This is a genomic window from Micromonospora sp. BL4 (assembly GCF_003667505.1).
Taxonomy (GTDB): Bacteria; Actinomycetota; Actinomycetes; order Mycobacteriales; family Micromonosporaceae; genus Micromonospora.
Genome location: NZ_RCVJ01000155.1, coordinates 17,172 through 39,434, shown reverse-complemented (window position 1 = coordinate 39,434; position 22,263 = coordinate 17,172). Strand labels below are relative to the sequence as shown.

General features: G+C 72.4%; 21 protein-coding genes. 9 read left to right on the top strand and 12 right to left on the bottom strand.

Going from position 1 to position 22,263, the window contains the following annotated elements; translation table 11 throughout:
• Positions 1-2: 2 nt before the first annotated feature.
• Entirely contained in the window at positions 3-758 is a 756-nt protein-coding gene (locus tag EAD89_RS20730; RefSeq protein ID WP_121656442.1) for an alpha/beta fold hydrolase, read from the bottom strand.
• A gap of 59 nt (positions 759-817) precedes the next feature.
• Between EAD89_RS20730 and EAD89_RS20725 the strand changes: the two genes are divergently transcribed.
• Positions 818-3,859 carry a BTAD domain-containing putative transcriptional regulator gene (locus tag EAD89_RS20725; RefSeq protein WP_233578870.1) on the top strand — a complete coding sequence of 1,014 codons (3,042 nt, stop codon included), beginning with the start codon at positions 818-820 and terminating at the stop codon, positions 3,857-3,859.
• Positions 3,860-3,867: 8 nt separating this feature from the next.
• On the opposite strand, the gene EAD89_RS20720 is transcribed toward EAD89_RS20725, so the two are convergent.
• Both EAD89_RS20720 and EAD89_RS20715 read right to left on the bottom strand, forming a co-directional pair.
• Positions 3,868-4,422 carry a dihydrofolate reductase family protein gene (locus tag EAD89_RS20720; protein ID WP_121656440.1) on the bottom strand — a complete coding sequence of 185 codons (555 nt, stop codon included), beginning with the start codon at positions 4,420-4,422 and terminating at the stop codon, positions 3,868-3,870.
• 73 nt (positions 4,423-4,495) lie between these two features.
• Positions 4,496-5,050 (bottom strand): hypothetical protein, encoded by a 555-nt coding sequence (locus EAD89_RS20715; RefSeq protein ID WP_233578868.1) that lies wholly within the window; start codon positions 5,048-5,050, stop codon positions 4,496-4,498.
• Between the two features lie 172 nt (positions 5,051-5,222).
• On the opposite strand from EAD89_RS20715, the gene EAD89_RS20710 reads away from it, so the two are divergent.
• A complete protein-coding gene (locus tag EAD89_RS20710) occupies positions 5,223-5,870 on the top strand; it encodes a GNAT family N-acetyltransferase (RefSeq protein ID WP_121676886.1) in 648 nt (215 codons plus the stop codon).
• 57 nt (positions 5,871-5,927) lie between these two features.
• Here the strand turns inward: EAD89_RS20710 and EAD89_RS20705 are convergent, their stop codons facing one another.
• The 3 genes from EAD89_RS20705 to EAD89_RS20695 all read right to left on the bottom strand — a co-directional run bounded on the left by EAD89_RS20705 (position 5,928) and on the right by EAD89_RS20695 (position 9,082).
• A complete protein-coding gene (locus tag EAD89_RS20705) occupies positions 5,928-7,232 on the bottom strand; it encodes a cellulase family glycosylhydrolase (protein WP_121676885.1) in 1,305 nt (434 codons plus the stop codon).
• A gap of 122 nt (positions 7,233-7,354) precedes the next feature.
• Positions 7,355-8,227 (bottom strand): hypothetical protein, encoded by an 873-nt coding sequence (locus EAD89_RS20700; RefSeq protein WP_121653081.1) that lies wholly within the window; start codon positions 8,225-8,227, stop codon positions 7,355-7,357.
• Between the two features lie 93 nt (positions 8,228-8,320).
• Complete coding sequence (locus EAD89_RS20695; RefSeq protein WP_121676884.1) at positions 8,321-9,082, bottom strand: maleylpyruvate isomerase family mycothiol-dependent enzyme; 762 nt, start codon at positions 9,080-9,082, stop codon at positions 8,321-8,323.
• 71 nt (positions 9,083-9,153) lie between these two features.
• Between EAD89_RS20695 and EAD89_RS20690 the strand changes: the two genes are divergently transcribed.
• Together EAD89_RS20690 and EAD89_RS20685 are read left to right on the top strand one after the other, a co-directional pair.
• A complete protein-coding gene (locus EAD89_RS20690; protein WP_121676883.1) occupies positions 9,154-10,131 on the top strand; it encodes an aldo/keto reductase in 978 nt (325 codons plus the stop codon).
• Positions 10,132-10,299: 168 nt separating this feature from the next.
• Entirely contained in the window at positions 10,300-10,944 is a 645-nt protein-coding gene (locus tag EAD89_RS20685) for a dihydrofolate reductase family protein (RefSeq protein ID WP_121676882.1), read from the top strand.
• A 27-nt stretch (positions 10,945-10,971) separates the two neighbouring features.
• Here EAD89_RS20685 and EAD89_RS20680 read toward each other — a convergent pair whose 3' ends face one another.
• Genes EAD89_RS20680 through EAD89_RS20670 form a run of 3 tightly spaced genes read right to left on the bottom strand, consistent with a single transcriptional unit; the run spans position 10,972 to position 13,130 of the window.
• Complete coding sequence (locus EAD89_RS20680) at positions 10,972-11,739, bottom strand: YqjF family protein (protein WP_121676881.1); 768 nt, start codon at positions 11,737-11,739, stop codon at positions 10,972-10,974.
• Between the two features lie 18 nt (positions 11,740-11,757).
• Positions 11,758-12,915 (bottom strand): winged helix DNA-binding domain-containing protein, encoded by a 1,158-nt coding sequence (locus EAD89_RS20675; RefSeq protein ID WP_233578866.1) that lies wholly within the window; start codon positions 12,913-12,915, stop codon positions 11,758-11,760.
• Between the two features lie 5 nt (positions 12,916-12,920).
• A complete protein-coding gene (locus tag EAD89_RS20670) occupies positions 12,921-13,130 on the bottom strand; it encodes a hypothetical protein (RefSeq protein WP_121676879.1) in 210 nt (69 codons plus the stop codon).
• A 105-nt stretch (positions 13,131-13,235) separates the two neighbouring features.
• Here EAD89_RS20670 and EAD89_RS20665 point away from each other — a divergent pair, with 105 nt between their 5' ends.
• The 3 genes from EAD89_RS20665 (at position 13,236) to EAD89_RS20655 (ending at position 15,746) form a co-directional block, all read left to right on the top strand.
• Positions 13,236-14,174 carry an RNA polymerase sigma factor gene (locus EAD89_RS20665; RefSeq protein ID WP_121676907.1) on the top strand — a complete coding sequence of 313 codons (939 nt, stop codon included), beginning with the start codon at positions 13,236-13,238 and terminating at the stop codon, positions 14,172-14,174.
• Positions 14,175-14,287: 113 nt separating this feature from the next.
• Positions 14,288-15,175 carry an alpha/beta fold hydrolase gene (locus tag EAD89_RS20660; protein ID WP_121676878.1) on the top strand — a complete coding sequence of 296 codons (888 nt, stop codon included), beginning with the start codon at positions 14,288-14,290 and terminating at the stop codon, positions 15,173-15,175.
• 109 nt (positions 15,176-15,284) lie between these two features.
• Positions 15,285-15,746, top strand: a complete 462-nt coding sequence (locus EAD89_RS20655; RefSeq protein ID WP_233578865.1) for a DUF5709 domain-containing protein — start codon at positions 15,285-15,287, stop codon at positions 15,744-15,746.
• Positions 15,747-15,800: 54 nt separating this feature from the next.
• On the opposite strand, the gene EAD89_RS20650 is transcribed toward EAD89_RS20655, so the two are convergent.
• From EAD89_RS20650 to EAD89_RS20640, 3 genes are all read right to left on the bottom strand, one after another.
• A complete protein-coding gene (locus tag EAD89_RS20650; protein WP_121676877.1) occupies positions 15,801-17,381 on the bottom strand; it encodes a DHA2 family efflux MFS transporter permease subunit in 1,581 nt (526 codons plus the stop codon).
• A 541-nt stretch (positions 17,382-17,922) separates the two neighbouring features.
• Positions 17,923-18,726, bottom strand: coding sequence for an IclR family transcriptional regulator C-terminal domain-containing protein (locus tag EAD89_RS20645; protein WP_121653072.1), 804 nt, complete (start codon positions 18,724-18,726; stop codon positions 17,923-17,925).
• Positions 18,727-18,730: 4 nt separating this feature from the next.
• Complete coding sequence (locus EAD89_RS20640; RefSeq protein WP_121676876.1) at positions 18,731-20,167, bottom strand: amidohydrolase family protein; 1,437 nt, start codon at positions 20,165-20,167, stop codon at positions 18,731-18,733.
• Positions 20,168-20,362: 195 nt separating this feature from the next.
• On the opposite strand from EAD89_RS20640, the gene EAD89_RS20635 reads away from it, so the two are divergent.
• Positions 20,363-21,499 (top strand): CaiB/BaiF CoA-transferase family protein, encoded by a 1,137-nt coding sequence (locus EAD89_RS20635; protein ID WP_121676875.1) that lies wholly within the window; start codon positions 20,363-20,365, stop codon positions 21,497-21,499.
• Positions 21,484-22,254, top strand: a complete 771-nt coding sequence (locus tag EAD89_RS20630; protein ID WP_121653069.1) for a citryl-CoA lyase — start codon at positions 21,484-21,486, stop codon at positions 22,252-22,254. Before EAD89_RS20635 ends, EAD89_RS20630 begins: the two co-directional genes overlap by 16 nt.
• Positions 22,255-22,263 lie beyond the last annotated feature (9 nt).

Sequence of the window (22,263 nt, the reverse complement as noted above, 5' to 3'; positions counted from 1 at the left end):
GCCTAGGCGTCGTCCAGGAACTCGTCGATCATCGGGGCCAGCCAGTCGGCGCGCTGTGGGATCGACGTGTGGGTGGTGCCGGGCAGGATGGCCAACCGGCAGGCCGGCAGACCGGTCAGATCACCGGGCACCGCGCCGCCGAGCAGCCGGAACATCCGCACCGCGTGCTCGGGCTGCACGATGTCCGCGTCGGCCAGCACGATCATGGTGGGCGCGGCGAGGGCTGCGATCTGCTCGGGGGTCCACCGCGGCAGGTTCGCGTCCAGCACCTTCATCTTGGTGACCAGGTTGGCCCAGCCCGCCGGGTCCGGCGCGGTCCGCAGGTACTCCTCGTGGAACTCCGAGCCGTGCAGGTGCTCCGGTCGCAGGTCCTGGATCCCGTCGAGCAGCCCGGGATGCAGACCCGCCTCGTCGAAGCTCACCGAGGCGAGCACCAGCCGGCCGACCCGGGCGGCGTGGTCGGTGCCCAGGCGCAGGGCCACCGCGGCGCCCATGCTCCACCCGAACACGTCCGCCCGCGCGACGCCGAGCCGGTCGAGCAACTGAACCACGTCGGCGGCGAAATGCTCCACGGTCATCGGGCGGTCGACATCCGGCGTGCGGCCGTGTGCCTGCAACTCGACCGCGATCACCCGTCGGGTCTTCGCCAGGAGCGGCAGGACCGTGCCGAACGAGGTGCCGATGGCCGAGAGCGCGCCGTGGATCAGCACCAGCGGGCGACCGCCGCCGCTGCCGTGTTCCTCGTGGTGGATGTCCATGACCACAGGGTGCGCCGCAGCGCTTACGGTCGGCTTCAGGTGACCTTACCGAGGCTAGGATGACCGCCGTGCAGTTCGGGGTGCTCGGACCGCTCGCCGTCACCACCGACGCCGGCGAGCCGGTGGTGGTGCCCGGCGCCAAGGTACGGGCGCTGCTCGCCGACCTGCTGACCAACCGCAACCAGGTGATCTCGACGGACCGCCTCATCGACGACCTGTGGGGCGACGACGCGCCCGCCAATCCCGCCGGCGCCCTCCAGGTGCGGGTGTCGCAGCTGCGCAAGGCGCTCAACGATGCCGAGCCGGGCGCCCGCGAGATGATCGAGTCCCGGCCGCCCGGGTACCTGCTGCGGGCCGACGCGATCGACGCCGACCGGTTCGCCGAACTGGCCCGGTGCACCGATGTCGAGCGGCTGACCGAGGCCCTCAAGCTGTGGCGCGGCGAGGCGTACGCCGACGTGGCCGACGCCGAGTTCGTCCGCGCGGAGGCGACCCGGCTCGCCGAGCAGCGCCTCACCGTGCACGAGCGGCTGGCCGAGGCTCGGGTGCTCCGGGGCGAGCATGACCTGGTCGCCGCCGACCTGGCGGAGCTGGTTGCCCGGCATCCGCTGCGGGAGGGCCTGCGGGCGGTGCAGCTACGCGCCCTCTACGCGGCCGGCCGCCAGTCCGAGGCGTTGGACAGCTACGCCGAGCTGCGCGACCGGCTCGCCGACGAGCTGGGCCTCGACCCCGGGCCGGAGCTGGTCGCCCTGCACCGCCGGATCCTCGAACAGGACGCCGGCCTGAGCGCGCCGCCGAAGACCGCGATCATCCGCAACAGCCTCCCGGCGCAGCTGGACGAGCTGGTCGGACGGGCCGAGGCGCTGACCGAGCTGCGGGCCCTGCTGGGGCGGCAGCGGCTGGTCACGCTGGTCGGGCCGGGCGGTGTCGGCAAGACCCGGCTGGCCACCGAGGCGGCCCGCGCGCAGTCCCTCCCGGACGGTGTCCACCTGGTCGAGCTGGCCCCGCTGCCCGCCGGCGACCCGCGCGTCGCCGAGCAGGTGCTCGGCGCGCTGGACACCCGCGAGGCCGCGGGCGCGAGCCTGTCCGCCGCCGACCGGCTCACCGCCGCGCTGCGACACCGACACCTGCTGCTCGTGCTGGACAACTGCGAGCACGTGATCGAGCCGGTCGCCGACCTGGTGGTCCGGCTGCTGCGCGACGCGCCCGGGGTGCGGGTGCTCGCCACCAGCCGGGAGCCGCTCGGCCTCACCGGGGAACTGCTCTGGGAGGTACCCCCGCTGTCCGTGCCGGAGGGCGGCGACCTGGACGCGGTCCGGCGCTCGCCGGCGGCCCGGTTGTTCACCGCCCGCGCCGCCGCGCAGCAGCGGGCTTTCCGCCTCGACGGCCGGACCGCTCCCGTGGTGGCGCAACTCTGCCGCCGCCTCGACGGCCTGCCGCTGGCGCTGGAGTTGGCGGCGACCCGGGTCCGCGCGCTCGGTGTGCGCGGGGTGGTGGACCGGCTGGACGACCGGTTCCGGCTGCTCACCACCCAGCAACGGGACGTGCCGCCGCGACAGCGGACGCTGACCGCGGTGATCGGCTGGAGCTGGGACCTGCTCGACGAGGCCGACCGGGTGGTGCTCGCACGGCTGGCGGTGTTCCGGGACGGCTGCACCCCGGAGGCCGCCGAGCGGGTCTGCCAGACCGATCTGGACACGTTGGCCCGGCTGGTGGACCGGTCGCTGGTGGTGCTGGACGACTCCGGCGTGCAGCCGCGCTACCGGCTGCTCGAATCGGTCGCCGCGTTCTGCCTGGACCGCCTCACCGACGCCGACGAGGTACGCGCGCGGCACGCCGCGTACTACACCGAGCTGGCCGAACGCGCGGACCCGCAGCTGCGCGGCGCCGACCAGCAGCGGTGGCTGGCCCTGCTCGACGCGGAGACGGCGAACCTGCGCACGGCGCTGGTCCACGGCGGCGGACTGCGGCTGGCCATCGCGTTGAGCTGGTACTGGTATCTGCGCGGGCGGCTCACCGAGGCGCGGCGGGCGCTGGCGGTGCCGGGTGACGCGACGCAGGAGTCCCGGGCCGCGCCCTGGCGGGTCGGTTTCGCGCTGTCGCAGGGTGACCCGATCGTGCCGGCCGAGCTCCGGGCCGCGTTGGCCGGCGATCCGGACGGCCGCGGTGCCTGGTTCGCGGCCAACGCGGTGATCGGTTACAGCGACCTGGCTCTGGCGTCGGAGCTGCTTCCCGCCGCCTCCGCCGATCCGTGGACCGAGGCTGCGGTGCTCAGCTCCCGGGCGATGATCGCGCACGCCAACGGTGACCAGGCCACGCTGGAATACGCCGCGACCCGCAGCGCTGAGCTGTTCGCGGACCTCGGTGACCGGTGGGGACGGCTCCAGGCGATTGAATGGGTGGGTGGGCTGGCCGACATGCGCGGCGAGCACGAGCGGGCCGCCGCCCTGCACCGGGAGGGGCTGCGCTGGGCGGAGGAGCTGGCGCTGTGGCCGCAGGTGTGCAGCGAGCTGTCCTGGTTGGCCTGGCTGGCCGTGCAGACCCGCGACTACGCGCAGGGCCGGGAGCTGGCCGAACGCGCATACCAGCTGGCCGTGGAGCAGGGCATGCCCAGTGCGCTGGTCTTCGCGGAGATGAGCCTGGGGTTGGCCGCCCGCCGCGACGGCAAGCTCGACGTGGCCGTCCCCCACCTCACCCACCTCGTCGAACAGGGCCGCGCGGAGACCCAGCCCGCCCTGTACCTGCCGATGATCCTGGTCGAGCTGGGCTACGCGGTCGAGCAGGCCGGCGACCCGGATGCGGCGCTGGCCCTGCACATCGAGGCGTTCGAGGCCGCCCAGGCGATGGCGACCCCACGGGATGCGGTCAGCCCCCTGGAGGGGATGGCATCGGCGGTGCGCTCCCCGGAGGTCGCCGCCCGACTGCTGGGCGCCGCGGCCGCCGCCCGGCTCGCCGCGCAGGCCCCGGCCGCCCCGGCGGAACGCGACGACATCGACCGGGTGAGCGACCGCGTGCTGGCCGCCCTGGGGCGGGAACGCTTCGACGCGCTGGTCGCCGAGGGCGCGGAGCTGAGCCCGGGCGAGGCCCGGGCTCAGCTCTGATTCGGTGGTCAGCCGGCCGTCTTCGGCCGGTACGAGGCGATGATCACGCCGTTCTTGTGCACGCGGGTGTCGATCAGCTCGAACGACGCCTTGAAGTCCGTCAGGGGGCTCGTCAGGCTGGGGCCGCCCTCCAGCACGGGGTGGATCCAGAACCGGACCTCGTCCACCAGTCCCGCCCGGACCAGTTGCGCGGTGACCGAGCCGTAGCCGTACTGGATGATGTCCTTGCCCTCCTGGGCCTTGAGCTTGGTGACCGCCTCGACCAGGTCGCCCTGGAGCACCTCGGTGTTGTTCCAGGTGGGGTTGGTCAGGGTGGTCGAGGCGACGTACTTCTTGACGTTGTTGAAGTACGCCGCGCCGGTGGTCGGGTCGTTCTCGTCCATGCTCGGCCAGGCGACGGACATGCCGTCGTAGGTGGCCCGGCCCATCAGCATCGCGTCCGCGGCGTTGGTCTGTTCGCCGGCGAGGCTGGCGGCCTCCTCCTCGAAGTACGGCGCGGTCCACATGGGGTTCTCGATGACGCCGTCGAGGGTGATGTAGGTCGAGTTGATGAGCTTGCGCATCGGAATCTCCTGGCTGTCGGTCGTGTTCTCCGGTGACACCCAGAACTGTGCCGGTCCGCGCTTACGATTCGCTTCAGGTGCCCTCAACCGCGTCCGTAACCGGGTCGGTCAGCGGGATGGGCAGCGCCTGGGCGGCCGCCGTGCCGCCGCCGATGGAGTGCGTCGGCGCGGGGCGGTCGCCGGTCCGGCTGTGCAGCCGCCCGCGCCCCGCCGGCGCGGCGCGCCGGGTCACCTCGCAGGTCACCATCAGCACCGGCGGTGGTGGCGCGGCGAAACGGCCGACGCCCCAGCGCACCCAGATCGGGATACGCCCGGCGTCCGCCTCGGCCCGCAGCTTCTGCACCGTCCGCGCCCGGTCGGTGTGGTCGACCTCCACGACCACCGGCGGGCCGCCGGGGCGGGCACAGGCCACGTCGAGGACGGAGTGCCGCTGCTCCAGTGGCGGTGGCAACGGCAGAACGCTGGGCGCGCGCCGGTAGACCCGCCAGCCCTGGGCCTCGGCCCATCCCACCACCGCGTCGATCACCCGCGCGGTGACCTCGTCGGTGTCCAGGTCGACGAAGGTCAGGTCGTCCAGCCAGCGGCCCAGGTCGGCGGCCAGCCGCGCACCCTCCGCCGTGACGTCCACCGGCGCAGGATAACGCCTCCACCGGCGGTGGTCGCGATCGCGGCGAGGTGCCGGGTCAGCCCCTGTGCAACGGGGCGCACGAGGCCGTCCGCCCCGGCCGGGTCTGGTGGCGCTGGCGCCGGCGAGGCAGAATCGAGCGGCATGATCAAGGGGCTCATCGGCGAGGTGCAGCATGACTGACCCGACCGGCGTTCCGATCCCCCACCCGGGCCTCCGGACCGTGCCGGCCAACGAGGTGTCGTGGGACGACCTCCAGGTCGTCCTCGGCACTGCCGACGCGGGTCGCTGCCAGTGCCAGTGGTTCAAGGTCGCGGGCTGGCTGTGGCGAGCCTCCACCCCGGAGGAACGGATCGCCTCGTTCCGGGAGCAGACCGCCTGCGGCCAGCCGGACGCCCCGAGCACCAGCGGGCTGGTCGCCTTCCTCGACGAGCAGCCGGTGGGCTGGGTCGCGGTCGAGCCGAGGACGGCGTACCCGAAGCTGCGCGACCAACGGGTCCCCTGGCTCGGCCGCGACGAGGACCGGGACGACGACGGCGTCTGGGCCGTGACGTGCCTGGTGGTCCGCAAGGGCTACCGGGGTCGGGGCCTCACCTACCCCCTCGCCCGCGCCGCGGTCGACTTCGCTCGCGAACGCGGCGCGCGGTCGCTGGAGGCGTACCCGATGCTCGCCGAGGCGGGCAAGCAGATCACCTGGGGCGAGGCGCACGTCGGCGTACGGCAGATCTTCGAGGAAGCCGGTTTCGCCGAGGTCAGCCACCCCACGCTGCGGCGGGTGGTCATGCGGATCGACTTCGCGGGTACGGCAGCTCCACGAGCCTGACCGGTCGCGCCGGTCGGGCCCAGCTCCCGGGTCGGAGCTGGGCCCGGCCGTCGAGGGTCACCTCATGTTGGCGACCACGAACGGCGCGTGGCCGTGCAGGTAGTTGTTCCATCCGCCGGTCACCGGCGCGCCCGGGCTGAGCAGGTTGGTGGTGTCGGTGCCGACGTCGAGCTTCCAGGCGGTCCAGGAGATGCCGTTCGCCTTCATCCAGTCGACCCAGGTCTGTGCCTCGGGCAGGCAGGCCCGACCGTCGAGGCCGCCGTCGGCGTGGCTGGCACCCCACTCGGTGACGAACAGCGCCAGGCCGGCCCGGATCGCCGCGTCGCCCTTCGCGCGCAGCGACGCGCCGTGCGTGCACGAGTAGAAGTGCAGCGTGTACATCAGGTTGGTGCCGGAGACCGGGCTGGCCGCCGCCGCGTCCACGTCCTGCGACCACGTCGGGGTGCCCAGCACGACGATGTTGTCCGGGTCGGCGGCGCGGATCGCGGACACCACGGCCTGGTGGTACGGCTTGATGACGCTGGTCCAGCTCACCTGGAGCGGCTCGTTGTAGGGCTCCCAGATGACGTTGGGCAGGTGACCGTAGCGGCGGGCCAGATCGCTGAAGAACGCCACCGCCTGCGACTGGTTGTTCTGCGCCTCGTGCGCGTGCCAGTCGACGATCACGTACACGCCGGCGCTGACCGCGTTGGTGATGATGGTCTCGACCTGCGTACGCGCCTTGACCGGGTCACTCAGGTACGCGCCCGCCGGCTCCACGCCCATCGCCGCGCGGATCACCTGGAGGTTCCAGTTGTCCCGCATCCAGGTCAACGCGGAGAGGTTCTCGGCGTACGGGGCGGTCTCCCAGTTCAGCCACATGCTGCTGATGCCGCGCAACTGCACCCGGGCGCCGTTCCTGTCGCACATCCCGGTGCCGCAGACCCGCAGCTGACCGTACCGCTCGACCGGGGTGCCGGGGGTCGGCGGCGGCCCGCCCGCGCAGGATGCGCCGTTCACCGTGCAGTTGACCGGGGTGCCGGAGCCGGCGACGAGAAAGCCGAACGAGGTCGAGGCCCCGGCGGCCAGGGTCCCGTTCCAGGAGAGGTTGGTGAACGTGTACCGGCTGCCGGCGGTGCTCTGCTGCGCGTTCCACGACTGGCTGACGCTCGAGGAGGACGGCAGGTCGAACTCGACCCGCCAGCTGGTGATCTGTGTGGAGGTGTTGTTGGTGACGGTGACCTGGCCCTGATAGCCGCTGCCCCAGTTGTTCGTCACGGAGAACACGGCGGTCGCCGCGCTGGCCGGTGTGGCGGTGACCGCCACCGCACCGGCGAGCAGGCCGGCGACGGCCAGGGCCGTGACAAATCTCAGTGTGCGCATGCTGAACCCGCTTTGGTCGATCGACAGTGATGGCCTGAGGCGGGGCGGCGCCTGGGCGCACAATATCGATCAGGAACGATGCAAGGCAAGACGGAGCGAGCGGATTCCCGCTGGCCGGGAGGTCAGCGCCGCCGCCACCCCCAGCGACGCGAGGCGGTCACGCCCGACGCCGACTTCTCCCGGGCCACCATCTCGGCCGCCACGCGCAGGGCCTGGGCGGGCTGCGCGCCGGCCGGCCCCAGCAGCTCCACCAGTCGATTGCCGAGCCCCAGCACCATGGCGGCACGGTCGAAGTCCCGGATCAGCGCCAGGCACTGCGCGTACACCCCGTAGGTGTTGGCCATCTCCCACAGACTCAGCGGGCGCAGCGGATCCAGCAGTCCCTGGCGCAGCTCGCAGGCCCGGGACGCGGCCAGCGCCGCCTCCCGGATCGGGTCGTCCCCGGCGGGTCGCGTGACGGATCGGTGCAGCAACGCGACGGCCTGGTTGTGATAGGCGGTGCCCATCGCCTCCCTGGTGCGGGGCCCGGCGGACGGCGGGGACGCAACGGTGAGCAGACCCACGGCCACGGCCCGCTCGACCAGTTCCAGCCGGGTGGCGGGCTGACCGGCGGCGAAGGCGACCTCCGCCAGGTCCACCAGCGCGGTGATCAGCTCCGCGAGCGCCTCGTCCCACGCCGGATCGGCCACGTCGCCACCCTCGGCCGCCACCGCGTCATGCACCCGCTCGAACAGGGCGACCGCCTCACCGCCGGGCGCCATCCCGTCGGCGGCCCGGCCCCGCGCCGACAGCAGCATCCCTCGCCGCCACAGCGCCCGGGCCAACTGCTGCTGGTCGCGGCGATTCACCCGGCCCGAGCCCTGCGCGGCCTCCCGGTAGGCGTCGATCACCCGCACCCAGAGCCGGTCCGCCTCCGCCCAGGTGTCCTGCCGCGTCGACTGCTCCCGTGCCTGCTCGAACAGCCGATCCCGTTCGTCCGGTCCCATCTTGCGCACCGCCCTCCGCCTACCACCCGCGACACCGCCGCCAACGCGGCAGTGAACATCATCGATTCTAGGGTGGTGGCGTCATCGAGCGGCCGGGGCATCTCACTGTGTCGCGATGACGATGCAGCGACGCATCGGCGTCAACGCCTCGGCCCGACCCTCGACGGCGACGCCGTCCGGCTCACCGGTCAGGTCCCGACCCCACGCCCAACGCAGCATCGCGGCCGGCGGGCCGGTCACGGTCACGTCGGCGTCGTCGGCCGCGCCGTCGGTCACGCGGAACAGCCCCGGCTCGGTACGCACCGTCCACGCCGCGCCGTCGGTGCGGATCGCGCACGTCCAGCTCGGCGCGTCGGCCAGGATCTTGTTGAAGTCATCGGCCCACTCGGCCGCCGAATACTCCACGAACACCTTGAGCAGCTCGTCGATGCCGTCGACGGCGAGGTCGTCCGGGACGGGCGCAAACGGGACACCGACGCCCAGCTCGGCGTCGATGCGGTGGATGACGGTCTCCTGCGCCATCCGCCGCATCCAGAAGCCCACGGTCTGGCCCGGCGCGTACCAGGAGCCGGCCGGATCCTCCGGGGCGTGGGCCGCGAACTCGGCCAGCAACCCCGCGTACGTCCGATCGAGCAGCGCCAGCGGCTCCTCGGTCGCCAGCTCAGCTGGCGGCCAGGGCTCGGGCTCGGCGCCGTCACGCATGGCCAGGGTCTTGTGGAGATAGACCTCGCCCACGTGGCGGGTCAGGTCGGCGACATTCCAACCGGGGCAGCTGGGCACCGCCGCGGTGAGGTCGGTCGCGGCGACAGCGCGCAGCCGGGCGAAGTCATCCGCGAGGCAGCTGAGGAATCGGGTGGGCTCCATGCCGGACAGTGCAGCACAGGCCGCCGACAAGCGGGGGGCACCGCGCCTCCAAGCGCCGTAGCGTGGGGCGCATGCGAACCACCACGCTGGGCAGCGCAGGTCCCGAGGTCGGAGTCATCGGACTCGGGTGCATGGGCATGACCCACGGATACGACATCACCGGCCCGCGCGACGACGACACGTCGGTCTCCGTCATCCATCAGGCGCTCGACCTGGGAGCCACCCTGATCGACACCTCGGACGTGTACGGGCCGTACACCAATGAGGAGCTGGTCGGCCGCGCACTGGCCGGTGACCACCGGGAACGGGCCGTCCTGGCGACCAAGGCGGGGCTGGTCGTCACCTCCCTGACCGGCGGCCCCGGCAACTCCCCCAGGATCGGCAACAACGGCCGCCCGGAGCACATCCGCGCGGCGATCGACGACAGCCTGCGCCGGCTCGGCACCGACCACGTCGACCTCTACCAGCTGCACCGCGTCGACCCGGACGTGCCCATCGAGGAGTCCTGGGGTGCGATGGCGGAGGTCGTGGCGGCGGGCAAGGCGCGTCAGCTCGGCCTGTCCGAGGTGACGGTGGCCCAGATCGTACGGGCCCAGGCGGTGCACCCGGTGGCGTCGGTGCAGTCCGAGTTGTCCCTGTGGACCCGTGACCCGTTGACCGAGGTGCTGCCGTACTGCGCCGAGCAGGGCATCGCCTTCCTGCCGTTCTCCCCGCTGGGCCGGGGCTTCCTCGCCGGTCGGTTCGCCTCGTTCGACGACCTGCCGGCCGACGACTTCCGCCGTGGCCTGCCGCGCTTCCAGCAGGACGCGCTGCGCGCCAACCTCGCCATCGTGGCCCGGGTCCGTGAGATCGCCGACCGGGCCGGCGTCAGCCCCGCACAGGTCGCGCTGGCCTGGGTGGTCGCCCAGGGCCGCCACGTCATTCCCATCCCCGGCACCAAGACCCCCCGGTACCTGGTGGACAACTGCGCGGCGGGCGACGTGCGGCTCAGCGCCGAGGACCTGGCCGACCTCGACGCCCTGCCAGCGCCCGAGGGGAGCCGCTACTGACGTACGACACGCTGTCGCAACCGGCCCGACGGGCCGGCGGCAGCGGCGCCGCGCGATACGGTCGGTATGGGCGGTACGAGGAAAGCCGGGTGCCGTCGCAGCGATGAGTCTGCCGACGCCCACGGGTCTACCTCCCGACGCGGACGACCACTTCATCGGGAGCACGGCATGGGCCTCATCCACATCGAGCTGTTCGCCACCCTCGACCTCGTCGGGCAGTCGCCCGGCGGCCCCGACGAGGATCCGGTGGGGTTCCAGTTCGGCGGCTGGCAGGCGCCCCTGCTGGACGAGGTCGCCGGTGCGCAGGTCATGGCCGCGTACGAGGGCACGGACGCCCTCCTGCTCGGCCGGCGGACGTATGACATCTTCGCTGCCTACTGGCCCCATCAGGAGGGCGGCCAGGACAACGAGATCGCCACGCTCTTCAACAGCATCCCGAAGTACGTGGCCTCCCGGGGCAGGCCCGACCTCTCGTGGGCCGGGTCCACGCAGGTCGGCCCCGATCTGGCCGGCGCGGTGCGCGCGATCCGTGACCGGCACCAGCACGTGAAGGTCGTCGGAAGCCTCAACCTGGTGCAGACGCTCCTGCGCGAGAAGCTCTTCGACCGTCTCGGCCTCTGGGTGCATCCGATCGTGCTCGGCGTCGGGAAGAAGGTGTTCGACGGTGGCGCGGTGCCCGCGAACCTCACGCTCCTCGAACCGCCAGCGGCCAGTCCGACGGGCACCGTCTACCTGCGGTACGGGCTCGCCGAGGGCACGCCCGGCACGGGGGACATGAGCGCACCCGACCGCGGTGCCGGACGCGACGGCTGAGAGCCCGCCGGCGGCGAATCCGCCCGGTCAGCCTTCCGGCGCGGCCTCGGCGGTTCGAGGTGTCGACGCCGTGACCGGCGGGCCGAACCGCACCCCGACGCCGGGGGAATACAGCACGCTGACCGGCGGCCCGGTCGGCGCCGGCAGCCCGGCGGCGGCCACCAACTCGTCGTCCAGGTGCAGCAGTTCGGCGCGGTGCAGCGGCCAGCGCGGGTGCCAGTTCGGCAGGTGCAGGGTGCGCCCGTACGCCCGGGTGTGCAGCCCCCAGCGGGCGGTGACGAAGTGCTCCAGGGGGGTCGGATCGGCGATCCGCTCCCCCACCCGGACCACCATCCGGCTCGTCGTACCGACCGGTCCGGGCCAGCGGCGCCGGCACCGGTAGGTGAGCCGGTCACCGTCGCGGTCCAACCGCATCGACGACCAGAGGTACGGCAGCCGCAGCGTCACCCGGGCGACCAGCACCGGTACCAGTCGGGACGCGTCGAGCGAGCGGAACACCACCGCCCGCCGGCCGGTGTCGTCGACCGAGTAGAGCCGGACGTTGGTCTCCCAGAAGGTGCCGAAGTACGGCACGCCCGGCCCACGGCCGAGGCCCAGCCCGACCATCCGGAAGCCGATCAGCCCGACGTGGCTGACGCCGTCGAGGGTGTCCGGGTGGGTCCCGGCGGGCAGCAGTGGCGCGACGAGTTCCGGCGCGACCGGCCAGTGCAGAAACGTGAGATCCTGCCAGCGTTGCCGCAGCATCGCCCAGGGAAAGGCTCGCCGGGGCGCGCAGTCGACCGGCTCGATGTCCACACCCCCATCCTGCCCGCCTCAGGCGTGTGGACCGACCTTCACCGCACCGACGGTCAGCGACGCGGTTCCTTCCAAAATCTGGCCGACCCGCTCCACCTGCTCCTCCAGCGCCCGCCGCCGACGGGCGCCGAGCGTCCGCAACGGCTCCACCGTCACGTGGATCGTGCGACCGGAGCGACGCTGGTGCCACACCCCGCCGACCGTCCCGTCGACCAGCAGCACCGGGTAGTTGCCGGCCTGCCCGCGGGCCAGCGCCCGGTCGGCGGCCGCCCCGGGGAAGAGCAGCTCGCGCGGGTGACAGCCGACGGTGTACGCGTCGAAGTAGGGCAGCAGCCGCACCCCCGACGGCCGGTCGTCCGGAAAGCCGTCGTCGCCGGCCGCCACCCACGCCCGCGTGCCATCCACCGTCACTGGCGCCAGATCCACGGACTCGAACAGTCTCGCCGCAAAGGTGGCGGGTACCGACAGCCACCGGGCGAACTGCGCCGGGGTGGCCGGTCCGTACGCGTACAGGTAGCGCCGGACGAGTTCGGCCAGCGCGGCCGGACCGTCCATCGGCGCGAACCCGGGCAGCCACCGGGCCGGGCTGGTGTAGGTGGTGGAGCGGCCCCGATTCGGCCCGAAGCAGAGCACCCCACCCCGGGTGGCGGCCGCCATCGCGGCGATCCACCGCGGCCACTTGTCCTGGAACGCGTCCATGACCCGATCGCCGGCCCAGGGCCCGGTGCGGGCGACGACCTGCTCGGTCAACTCGGCGGTGGTCAGCTCGGCCTCGGCCAGCGCGTCGGCGATGGCCGCGAGGACCTGCTCGCTCTGCTCGGGGGTCAGCAGGTCACGGCCCTGCTCGTACGGCGGGAGCGGCAGCGCGGAGAGGGCGCCGGTCCACATCGGCAGATCCGCCGCGGCGAGCAGGTGCACGGTGCCGCGCGGCCCACGGCTCTTGACAAGGGTGCGATCGGTCCAGAGTGCCTGGCGCACCAGCGCACGAGTGGCGCCCGGAACGCGCAGTCCGACGGACAGCTCAGCGGCGGAGGCGACCTGGGCGTGCGCGCCGCACATCGCGGACACCACGGCGGAGACCACGTCGGCCTCCGGGGCCGGTCCCCCAGCGGACGACGCCGGCGCGGAGAGCGCGTGCCGCTCCAGGCGGCGGGCGCACACCTGCGCCCAGCTCACGCGGGTCACCGCAGGCCCCCGCAGAAGACCCTGATGTCCGTCGCGTGTGCCAGCGGCTCACCTGTCGCCGCGAGGTGGCTGCCCGGGTTGCCCTCCGGGATGCGCAATGGCGTCATGCCGGCCACGGTACGACCGATAGAGGTCAGGTTCTGGCACGCATCACCGGTTTTTTCAAGCGACGCGACGGCGCGCGCCCTGAGCTGACGGTCCGCCATCCGGGTAGCCAGCCTGGTCGGTCCCACAGCCGTCCGCCGTAGGCTCGAACGGCCGGTCGTACCGGTCGAATCGGTCAGGACGCCACAAATCGGGGGTAAGTGGGCGTGACGCACGGTGACCCGGAGCTGGTGGTGCTCGCGCAGGCGGGCGACGCGGCAGCGCTCGGTGTGCTGCTGGCGCGACACGAGGCCGAGATGCGGGCGGTCGCGCTCAGCCTGCTCGGCTACGGCCCGGACGCCGAGGACGCGGTGCAGGACGCGATGGTGGTGGCGTTGCGCCGCATCGGCGAGGTTCGCGATCCGGCGGCGATCGGCCCGTGGCTGCGGGCCATCGTCCGAAACAACAGTCGGATGACGCTGCGCGGGCCCCGGCCCGTCCCGGTCGCCGACCCCGAGTGGTTCGCCCAGCCGGCCAGCACCCCCACCCCCGAGGAGGCGCTGGACCGGGGCGCGCTGCGTGACTGGGTGTGGCACGCCATCGGGGAGCTGTCCGAGCCCGACCGGTTGGTGACCCTGCTGCGGTACTTCAGCGACGCCTCCTCGTACGAGCAGATCGCCGCCGTCTGCGGCGTGCCGGTCGGCACCGTCCGCAGCCGGCTCAGCCACGCGCGCCGCACGCTCGCCGGCGGCCTGCGGGCGTCGGCGACCGCCGCGCACCTCGACGTGGCCGCGTCGCGGGACGCCCGCTGGCGCGAGGGCCACGACATGATCACGACGGCGATGCGCGGCGACTTCGACCGGGTGGTGCGCGAGAGCTGGTGGCCGGACGCGGAGATGCTCGCACCAGGTGGCCTGCGCGGCGGCACCGACCTGGCGGTCCAGGGCATGACGAAGGACCTGACGAGCGGGGTACGGCAGCGGCTGCGCAACGTGGTGGCCAGCGGTGATGTGCTGATCTGGGAGACCGATCTGATCAGCCCGCCCGACGACCCGGAGCACTGCCCACCCGGGGCGCTGTGGATGCAGCTGCTGCGCGGAGGGCGGGTACGCCAACTCACCCTCTTCCACCCCGTTCCGGCTCGGGAGACCCGCCGGCCCGTCTGAAGAAACTTCTCCGACCGAGCGAACTTTCCGATCGACCCGCGCATCTGGTCCGCGTCAGTCACCAGTTGCCGTGTCGGCACGCGCCGCACGGGTCATGGATCGGGAGATAGTTGATGGGTTCCACCAGCCACGACGTCGGCGTCCTCGTACCGGTTGCCCACGAGGTCACCGTCGGTGGCGTTCGGCAGGTCTACCACGTCGCCGGCACCGGCCCGCTGTGCGTGGCGCATTCCGGCGGCCCCGGCATCGAGTGGGCCTACCTGCGGATGCCGAGTCTCGAAGAGCACTTCACGATGGTGTACGTCGAGCCGGTCGGCACCGGCGCCTCGGGACGGCTCGACAACGCCGACGACTACCGTCTCGACACGTACGTCCGGTTTCTCGACGCCGTCGTCGAGCACCTCGGTGCGCCCCGGGTGTACCTGCTCGGGCACTCGCACGGCGGTTTCGTCGTCCAGCGGTACGCGCTGACGCACCCCGACCGGGTCGCCGGTCTCGCCCTGTACGACACCTCGCCCGTCACCGGCGCCGAGTTCTGGGGCGAGGCGATGGCTCAGCTCGCCGCGTACCCGCTGCGGCACCCCGACCGGCCGGAGGCCGCGGCGATCCCGGCCGCCTTCCAGCAGGCGGTCACCGCCGCCGACGACGAGGCGCTGAGCGCCGGCCTGCGCGCGGCTCTGCCGGTCTACTTCGCGGACTTCTGGGCGCGGGAGTCCGAATTCGCCCCGTTCCAGGCGGCCGTGCGGGCCTGGTCCGCGCCGGCGGGCGCTCAGGACCCGACCCCCTTCGACGTGCGGGACGAACTCGGTCAGGTCGCCGTGCCGGCCGTGGTGATCGTGGGGGCCCACGACTTCATCTGCGGCCCCCGCTGGGCCGGGCAGCTGCATGAGGGCCTCAAGGACTCGCGTCTGGTGCTGCTGGAGCGCAGCGGGCACTTCGGGCACATCGAGCAGCCGGCGGAGTTCACCGACGCCGTGGTGGAGTTGCTGAGCCGCCGCTGACCGTCGCGCCCGAGGTCCGTTCGTCACAGCGGGCAGGCCTCGGGGCGCACCCGCGTTGAACGGTCATAGGCTGGGCATTTTGCCGCACCGTGAGGAAGAGGAGACCGCCGTGAGCCAGATCGATCGGATGGATTCCGTTGACGAGTGGAACGTCGCCGAGGACGACGGGGTTCTGGACGCCTCGGACACCCTGGACGACGACCGCGTGGGCGACCCCCTGGACACCGGCATCGTCGCCGCGGACCACTGGACTGCGGCGAACCGGTTCGGCACCACTCCCGCCGAGGAGCGGGCGGGCGAGTCCCTGGAGCAGCACCTCGCGCAGGAGGTGCCGGATGTCGACCCGTACGCCGAGGGCGGCGACGACGAGGACGAGCTGACCCGCCGGGGGTACGAAGCCGAGGCGCGCGCCGGCCGTCTCGTCGAGTACGACGAGGGCGTCCGCGAGGACGACGAGGCCGAGTCGGTGGCATGGGACGCCGGAATCGACGCGGGTGCCGCCAGCGCGGAGGAAGCGGCGATCCACGTGGTCGAGGACCCGGACGGGCCCGGTGACGGCCCGTTGCGCTGACGCCGTACCCGCCGCGCCCAGCACCTCACGGGGTGCCGAGCGCGGCGGGGTCGGTCAGTGAATGACGACGGGCGCCTTGACCAGCTCGCCCTGCTCGTCGAGCGGCTGCGCCGGCTGGCGCCGGCGCGGCAGCAGGGCCGCCGGGATGAAGGTGAGCACCACCAGCGCGAACGCGACCCAGAACGTGGTGGCGAACGACTTCGCGGCGAAGTCGAGCCCGCGCTCGATGAGCGACGGGTCCACCGGCATCTGCTGGAGCAGCTCCGGCCGCTGCTGGGAGGCGATGGCCAACCCGGCCTCGGTGACCGGCTTGCCGCTCGGGTCCACCAGGCCGGGGATCGGCCGGGACCCGTTCAGCTCGTTGGTGAGGATCACCGACATCACCGCGGCGCCCACCGACCCGCCGATCTGCTGAAGGATGTTGACCAGCGTCGAGCCGCGCGCCACGTCGTGGGCCTGCAACGTCCGCAGTGCCGAGGTCATGATCGGCATCATCGTGCCGCCCATGCCCAGACCCATCACGAACAGCGAGCCACCGAGCAGCCAGTACGAGGTCTGCGGGTCGACCTGGGTGAAGCTGAAGAACCCGACGACGATGAGCGCCAGCGCGAACGGGACCGTGCGACCGATCGGTACCCGGTCGGCCAGCATGCCGGCGATCGGCATGGTCATCATCGCGCCGATGCCCTGCGGGGCCATCAGCAGACCGGCGGTCAACGTCGACTCGCCGCGCACCTGGAGGAAGTAGCTCGGGAACAGCAGCCCGGCGCCCATGAACGCGATGATGAAGACGAACAGCGTCACCGAGGCGATGGTCAGGTTGCGGTTGCTGAACAGCCGCAGGTCGAGCAGCGGATGCCGGGGCTTGAACGAGTAGAGCACGAACGCCACCACCAGCGCGGCGCCGACCAGCATGGGCGCCCACACCTTGGTCTCGGCGAAGGTGCCCGTCTCCGGCAGGGACGAGACGCCGTAAAGGAACAGCGCGAGCCCCGGTGACAGCATCAGCATGCCGATGAAGTCGAACGACTCGGACGGCTCGGGAGCGTCCTTCGGAAGCGCCAACTGCGCGTAGATCAACGCGATGACGCCGATCGGCAGGTTGATCAGGAAGATCCAGTGCCAGCTCGCGGTATCGATCAGCCAGCCACCGAGGATCGGGCCGCCGATGGGGCCGAGCAGCATCGGGATGCCGAGGACGGCCATCAATCGGCCGATCCGGTGCGGCCCGGCCGCCCGGGTCATGATGGTCATGCCCAGCGGCATGAGCATGCCGCCGCCGAGACCCTGCAGGACGCGGTAGCCGATCAGCTCGCCGATCGTGTCGGCGGTGGCGCAGAGCCCCGACCCGATGGTGAACAGGGCCAACGCCACCATGTAGAGGCGTTTGGTGCCGAACCGGTCCGCCGCCCACCCGCTGAGCGGAATCACCGTGGCCAGCGCGAGGGTGTAGGCGGTCATCGTCCAGGCGACGCGGGCGTACGACGCGTCGAACTCGCTCTGGAACGTCGGGATGGCGACGCTGACCACCGTCACGTCGAGGATCGACATGATCGCGCCGAGGACGACGACGCCCGCCACCTTGAGCACCGCGGCGTCGAGCTTGTCCGATGTCGCGACGGATTGCTGTGTCACAAACTCTCCTGAGGTCGGTTGATCCGGCGTCCGGTGGGCGGTGGCGGCGGTGCCGCGCCGACCAGGCGCGGGGGCGCGGCGTACCGAGGCGACGACGCGCGCAGGCAGACTATCCGCTGGTTGTGACGATCCGCCGCCGGATTTCGTGACCGCCCGGCCGCGCATCCGAACGGCCCTCCGATTACAACCGGTCGTCTGGGTGTCGGTCAGCGGTGGGTCGACCGAGCCACCGTCGACGCCGTTGGCTGGGCGGTTCCTACCTGGAGACGCGACGAGTCACGTGCCGAAGGATCCACCCCGATCGCGTCCTTTGCTCTGCATACCCCGACGCACCACCCGACAGGCGGGCAGTGGTGCATCGGGGTAAGCAGAGCAAAGGGCGCACAGGGGGGCCGGGGGCCCGGCGGCCGCACGCCGAAGACGCGAAGTCACGAGCCGCAGGCCGCGCGCCGCAGGCCGCGCGCCACGAGCCGCAGGCCGCGCGCTATGAGCCGCAAGCCGCGCGCTATGAGCCGCAGGCCGCGGCGCACGAGCGACCGCGTCAGGCGGTGGTCACCGGCACCGCGGCGGTCAGAGCCCAGTCGTGCCCGATGTCGGCGGCGGCGCGGAGCAGCAGGGGCAGATGGTCGTCGAGCAGCGTCTCCAGCGACGTCTCGGCGGCGTGCACGGTCACGTTGATCGCGGCGATGACCCGGCCGTCGCCGTCGCGGACGCCGGTGGCGACGGACCGGATCCCCGGAGCGAGGTCCTGGTCGGCGAGCGCCCAGCCCTTCGCGCGCACCTCGCGCAACACGGCGTCCAACTCGCCGGGCGAGGGCTGCCAGCGGGGCGTGATGCCGGAGCGGGTCGGTTCGGCGAGCACGGCGGTCAGCGTCTCCGGCGGCAGCCCCGCGAGCAGTACCTTGCCCATCGACGTCGCGGGGGCCGGGAAGCGGGTGCCGATGGTCACGGCGAGCGTGACGATCTTCGGGACGGCGACGCGGGCGACGTAGACGATGTCACTGCCGTCGAGCTGGGCCATCGAGGTCGACTCGTTGGTCTGCGCGACGAGCTTCTCCATGTGCGGGCGGGCCACGTCCCACATGTTCAGCGCGTTGACGTACGCCATCCCCAGTTCCAGGACGCGTGGGGTGAGGGCGTGGCCACGGCCGACGGCGCGGACGTAGCCCAGCGTCTCAAGGGTGATGAGGATGCGCCGGACCGTGGGCCGGGCCAGGCCGGTGGCGGCAGCGATCTCACTGAGCGTCATCGACGGGCAGGCCGGACGGAAGGAGCGCAGGACGTCGAGACCGCGGGCGAGAGCCTCGATGAAGTCGGGCCCGGCGCCCCTTCCGTTGTCACTCATGTCCTTAATGCTTCCATTGCGCCGAGCCGGCGTCCCACTCGGTGTACTGGTACGGGTTCTCCAGGATCGCGGTCTCGGGGACGTCCGGGTTCATGCCCCGCAGCCACGCCTCCTCCCCCATGGTCTCGCGGAGGTGGTCGATCGTGGCCGCCACCTTGGCCCGCGCGGCGGCGAGGTCGACGTCGACGAGGCGGCCGTCCCGCTTGACGATCCGGCCGCCCACCAGCACGGTGTGCACGTCGCCGCGTTGGGCCTGGAAGACGACGTGACCGTGCGGGTTGAGGATCGGGAACATCACCGGCGAGGCGTCGTTCTTGATCAGGACGATGTCGGCCTGCCGGCCGGGGGTGAGGGCGCCGATCGTGGAGTCCATGCCGAGGGCGCGGGCGCCGCCCCGGGTGGCCCACTCGACGACCTGCTCGGCGCGCAGGTGGCAGTGGGTGATGGTGTCCTGCTTGGCGTGCGCCTCCAGGTGCTCACGGGAGCGGTCGGCGCCGAGGGTGGTCCGCATCGCCGAAAAGAGATCGCCGCTCCACCAGACGCTGGTGTCCATGGAGAGCGACACCGGGATGTCGTGGTGGCGCAGCTGCCAGGTGGGCGGGTAGCCCTGCCCGGCGCTCTGCTCGCTCTCCGTGGAGACAGAGACGGAGCCGCCGGTGGCGGCGATCCGGTTGTACGAGTCGTGGGTGAGCGTCGCCGCGTGCACGTAGACGGTCGAGGGGTTCATGAAGCCGCCCTCGTGCATGAGCCGGATGCCGTCGTCGTTGGTGGCGCCCCACACGCCGGCGTGGGTGGTCACCGCGGCGCCCAGCTCGCGGGCCACCTCGAAGGCGGCCCGCTCCGGAAAGGCGGGATCGCCGGTGACGTCGAAGGCCATCTGGAACCCGGCCAGTTTGCCGCCGTCGACGCGGCGACGGTGGAAGTCCCGGAACTCCGGCGAGGTGGCCCACTCCCACGGGCCCTGCTGGATGTTGCCGTAGGCGAGCACGAACCGTCCGTCGACCGCTTCGAGGGCGTCGACGGCCGCGTCGGCGTGGTCGGGCGTCTGGAGGCCGTGCGACCAGTCGACGGTGGTGGTGACGCCCGCGTCGACCGCCTCGATCGCGGCGAGCAGGTTGCCGGCGTAGACGTCCTCGGGCCGGAACAGCTTGCCGGATTCCAGGTAGTACCAGACGAAGTACTGCGTCAGGGTCCAGTCGGCGCCGTACCCGCGCATGGCCGTCTGCCACATGTGCCGGTGGGTGTCCACCATCCCCGGCATGAGGATGCCGCCGGCGGCGTCGATCTCCAGGGCGTCGTCGGGGGCGGCGAGGCCGACGCCGACCTCCGCGATCCGGTCGCCGATGACCAGCACGTCAGCGCCGGGCAGCACCGTGCGTGCGTCGTCCATGGTGAGAACCAGGCCGTTGCGGAAGATCACCGGCCGGGAGGTTGCGCTCATCGCCACCCATTCCTTTCCGGGTACGAGGGATTCGGACCACTGTCCGCTGTGCGGCCGGCCCGAGTGGCGCTAGTGTGGTCCCGGTCACGAGTCGTGTCAAGGGCCCGTCTCGACCTCCCGAACTTCCCGTTGACAGGCCCCCACCGGTGACGCAAGCTGATTCGGCGGACAGGTGTCCGCAGAACGGGCGGAAACATGGTGCAGCAATCAACGGGACCACTGGCCGGCCTGCTCGTCGCGGACTTCTCCCGGATCCTCGCCGGGCCGTACGCCACGATGCTCCTGGCCGACCTGGGCGCCCAGGTGGTCAAGGTGGAGAGCCCCGGTGGCGATGACACCCGCACCTGGATGCCGCCCACCCGCGAGGGCGTCTCGACGTACTACCTCGGCATCAACCGCAACAAGCGGTCGGTCGCCCTGGACCTGAAGAAGCCGGACGACCTGGCCGCCGCGCAGGAACTCGCCCGGCGCGCCGACGTCATGATCGAGAACTTTCGGCCCGGTGGCCTCGCCCGCTTCGGCCTCGACTACGACACCGTCGCCGCCGGCAACGAAAAGGTCGTGTACGCGAGCATCAGCGGTTTCGGCACCGGCGCCGGAGCGGATTTTCCCGGCTACGACCTGATGGTGCAGGCCATCTCGGGCCTGATGAGTCTCACCGGCGACCCGGACGGCCCGCCGTACCGGGCCGGCATCTCCGTGTTCGACGTGATGGCCGGGCTGCACGCGAGCATCGGCATCCTCGCCGCGCTGCACCACCGGGGCGCGACGGGAAAGGGGCAGCACGTCGAGGTCAACCTGCTCAGCTCCGCGCTGTCCGGCCTGGTCAACCACTCCAGCGGCTACGTCGCCGGCGGCACCGTCCCGTTCCGGATGGGCAACGCACACCCCAGCCTCTTCCCGTACGAGCCGCTGCCCACCGCCGACGGCGAGCTGATCGTCATCGCCGGCAACGACGGGCAGTTCCGCAAGCTGTGCCAGGTGCTCGACCTGCCCGACCTGCCCGACGACCCGCGCTTCGGCCGCAACCAGGACCGCACCGCCAACCGCGAGCAGTTGCGGCCCCTGCTCGTCGAACGACTCGCCAAGCGAACCAAGGACGAGTGGTTCCGCGACCTGCTCGCCGCGGGCGTGCCGTGCGCACCGATCAACACCATCGACGGCGGCGTGGCCCTCGCCCAGGAGCTGGGGCTCGACCCGGTGGTCGCCGTCGGCGACGTGCCGGGGGTCCGCAACCCCATCACCTTCTCCGACACCCCCGCCCGGTACGAGCTGCCGCCGCCCGGGCTCGACGAACACGGCGAGGAGATCCGCGCGTGGCTGAAGAGCTGAGCTTCCCGACCGGGATCGGCACGTCCGACCCGACCACCATCTCCCTGCTCGGGCAGGACCTGGCCGCCGACCTGATGGGCCAGGTCGGCTTCGGCGAGCTGGCGTACTGGTTGGTCGCCGGCCGCCGCCCCACCCGGGGCGAGGTGCGGGTCTTCGAGGCGGTGCTGGTGGCGCTCGCCGACCACGGCTTCACCCCGACGGCGATCGCGGCCCGGCTCACCTACCTGTCCGCGCCGGAGTCGCTACAGGGTGCGCTCGCCGCCGGCCTGCTCGGCGGTGGCTCCCGCTTCCTCGGTGTCACCGAGGACTGTGGACGGTTTCTCGCCGACACGCTCGCGCAGGCCGGCGAGGTGACCGACTACGAGGCTGTGGCGCTCGACGCGGTCACCCGGGCGAGGCAGGAGCGCCGGCTCGTCCCGGGCCTAGGGCACCCCGTGCACAAGGAGCAGGACCCGCGCACCCCCGTCCTGATCCGGATCGCCACCGAGGAGGGCCTGCACGGCCCGCACCTGCGCCTGTTCGAGGCGATCGGGCGGGTGCACCCGCAGGTGCTCGGCCGTACCCTGCCGCTCAACGGCGCGGGGGTGTGCGGCGCGGCGCTCGCCGACCTCGGGCTCCCCGTCGAGCTGCTGCGCGGTTTCGCCCTGCTGGCCCGCGCGGCCGGGCTGCTCGGGCACCTCGCCGAGGAGCGGCGCCGACCTCTCGGCATGGACATCTACCGCGCCGTCGACCGCAACGCCGTCTACGAACCCTGATCCCCCCTT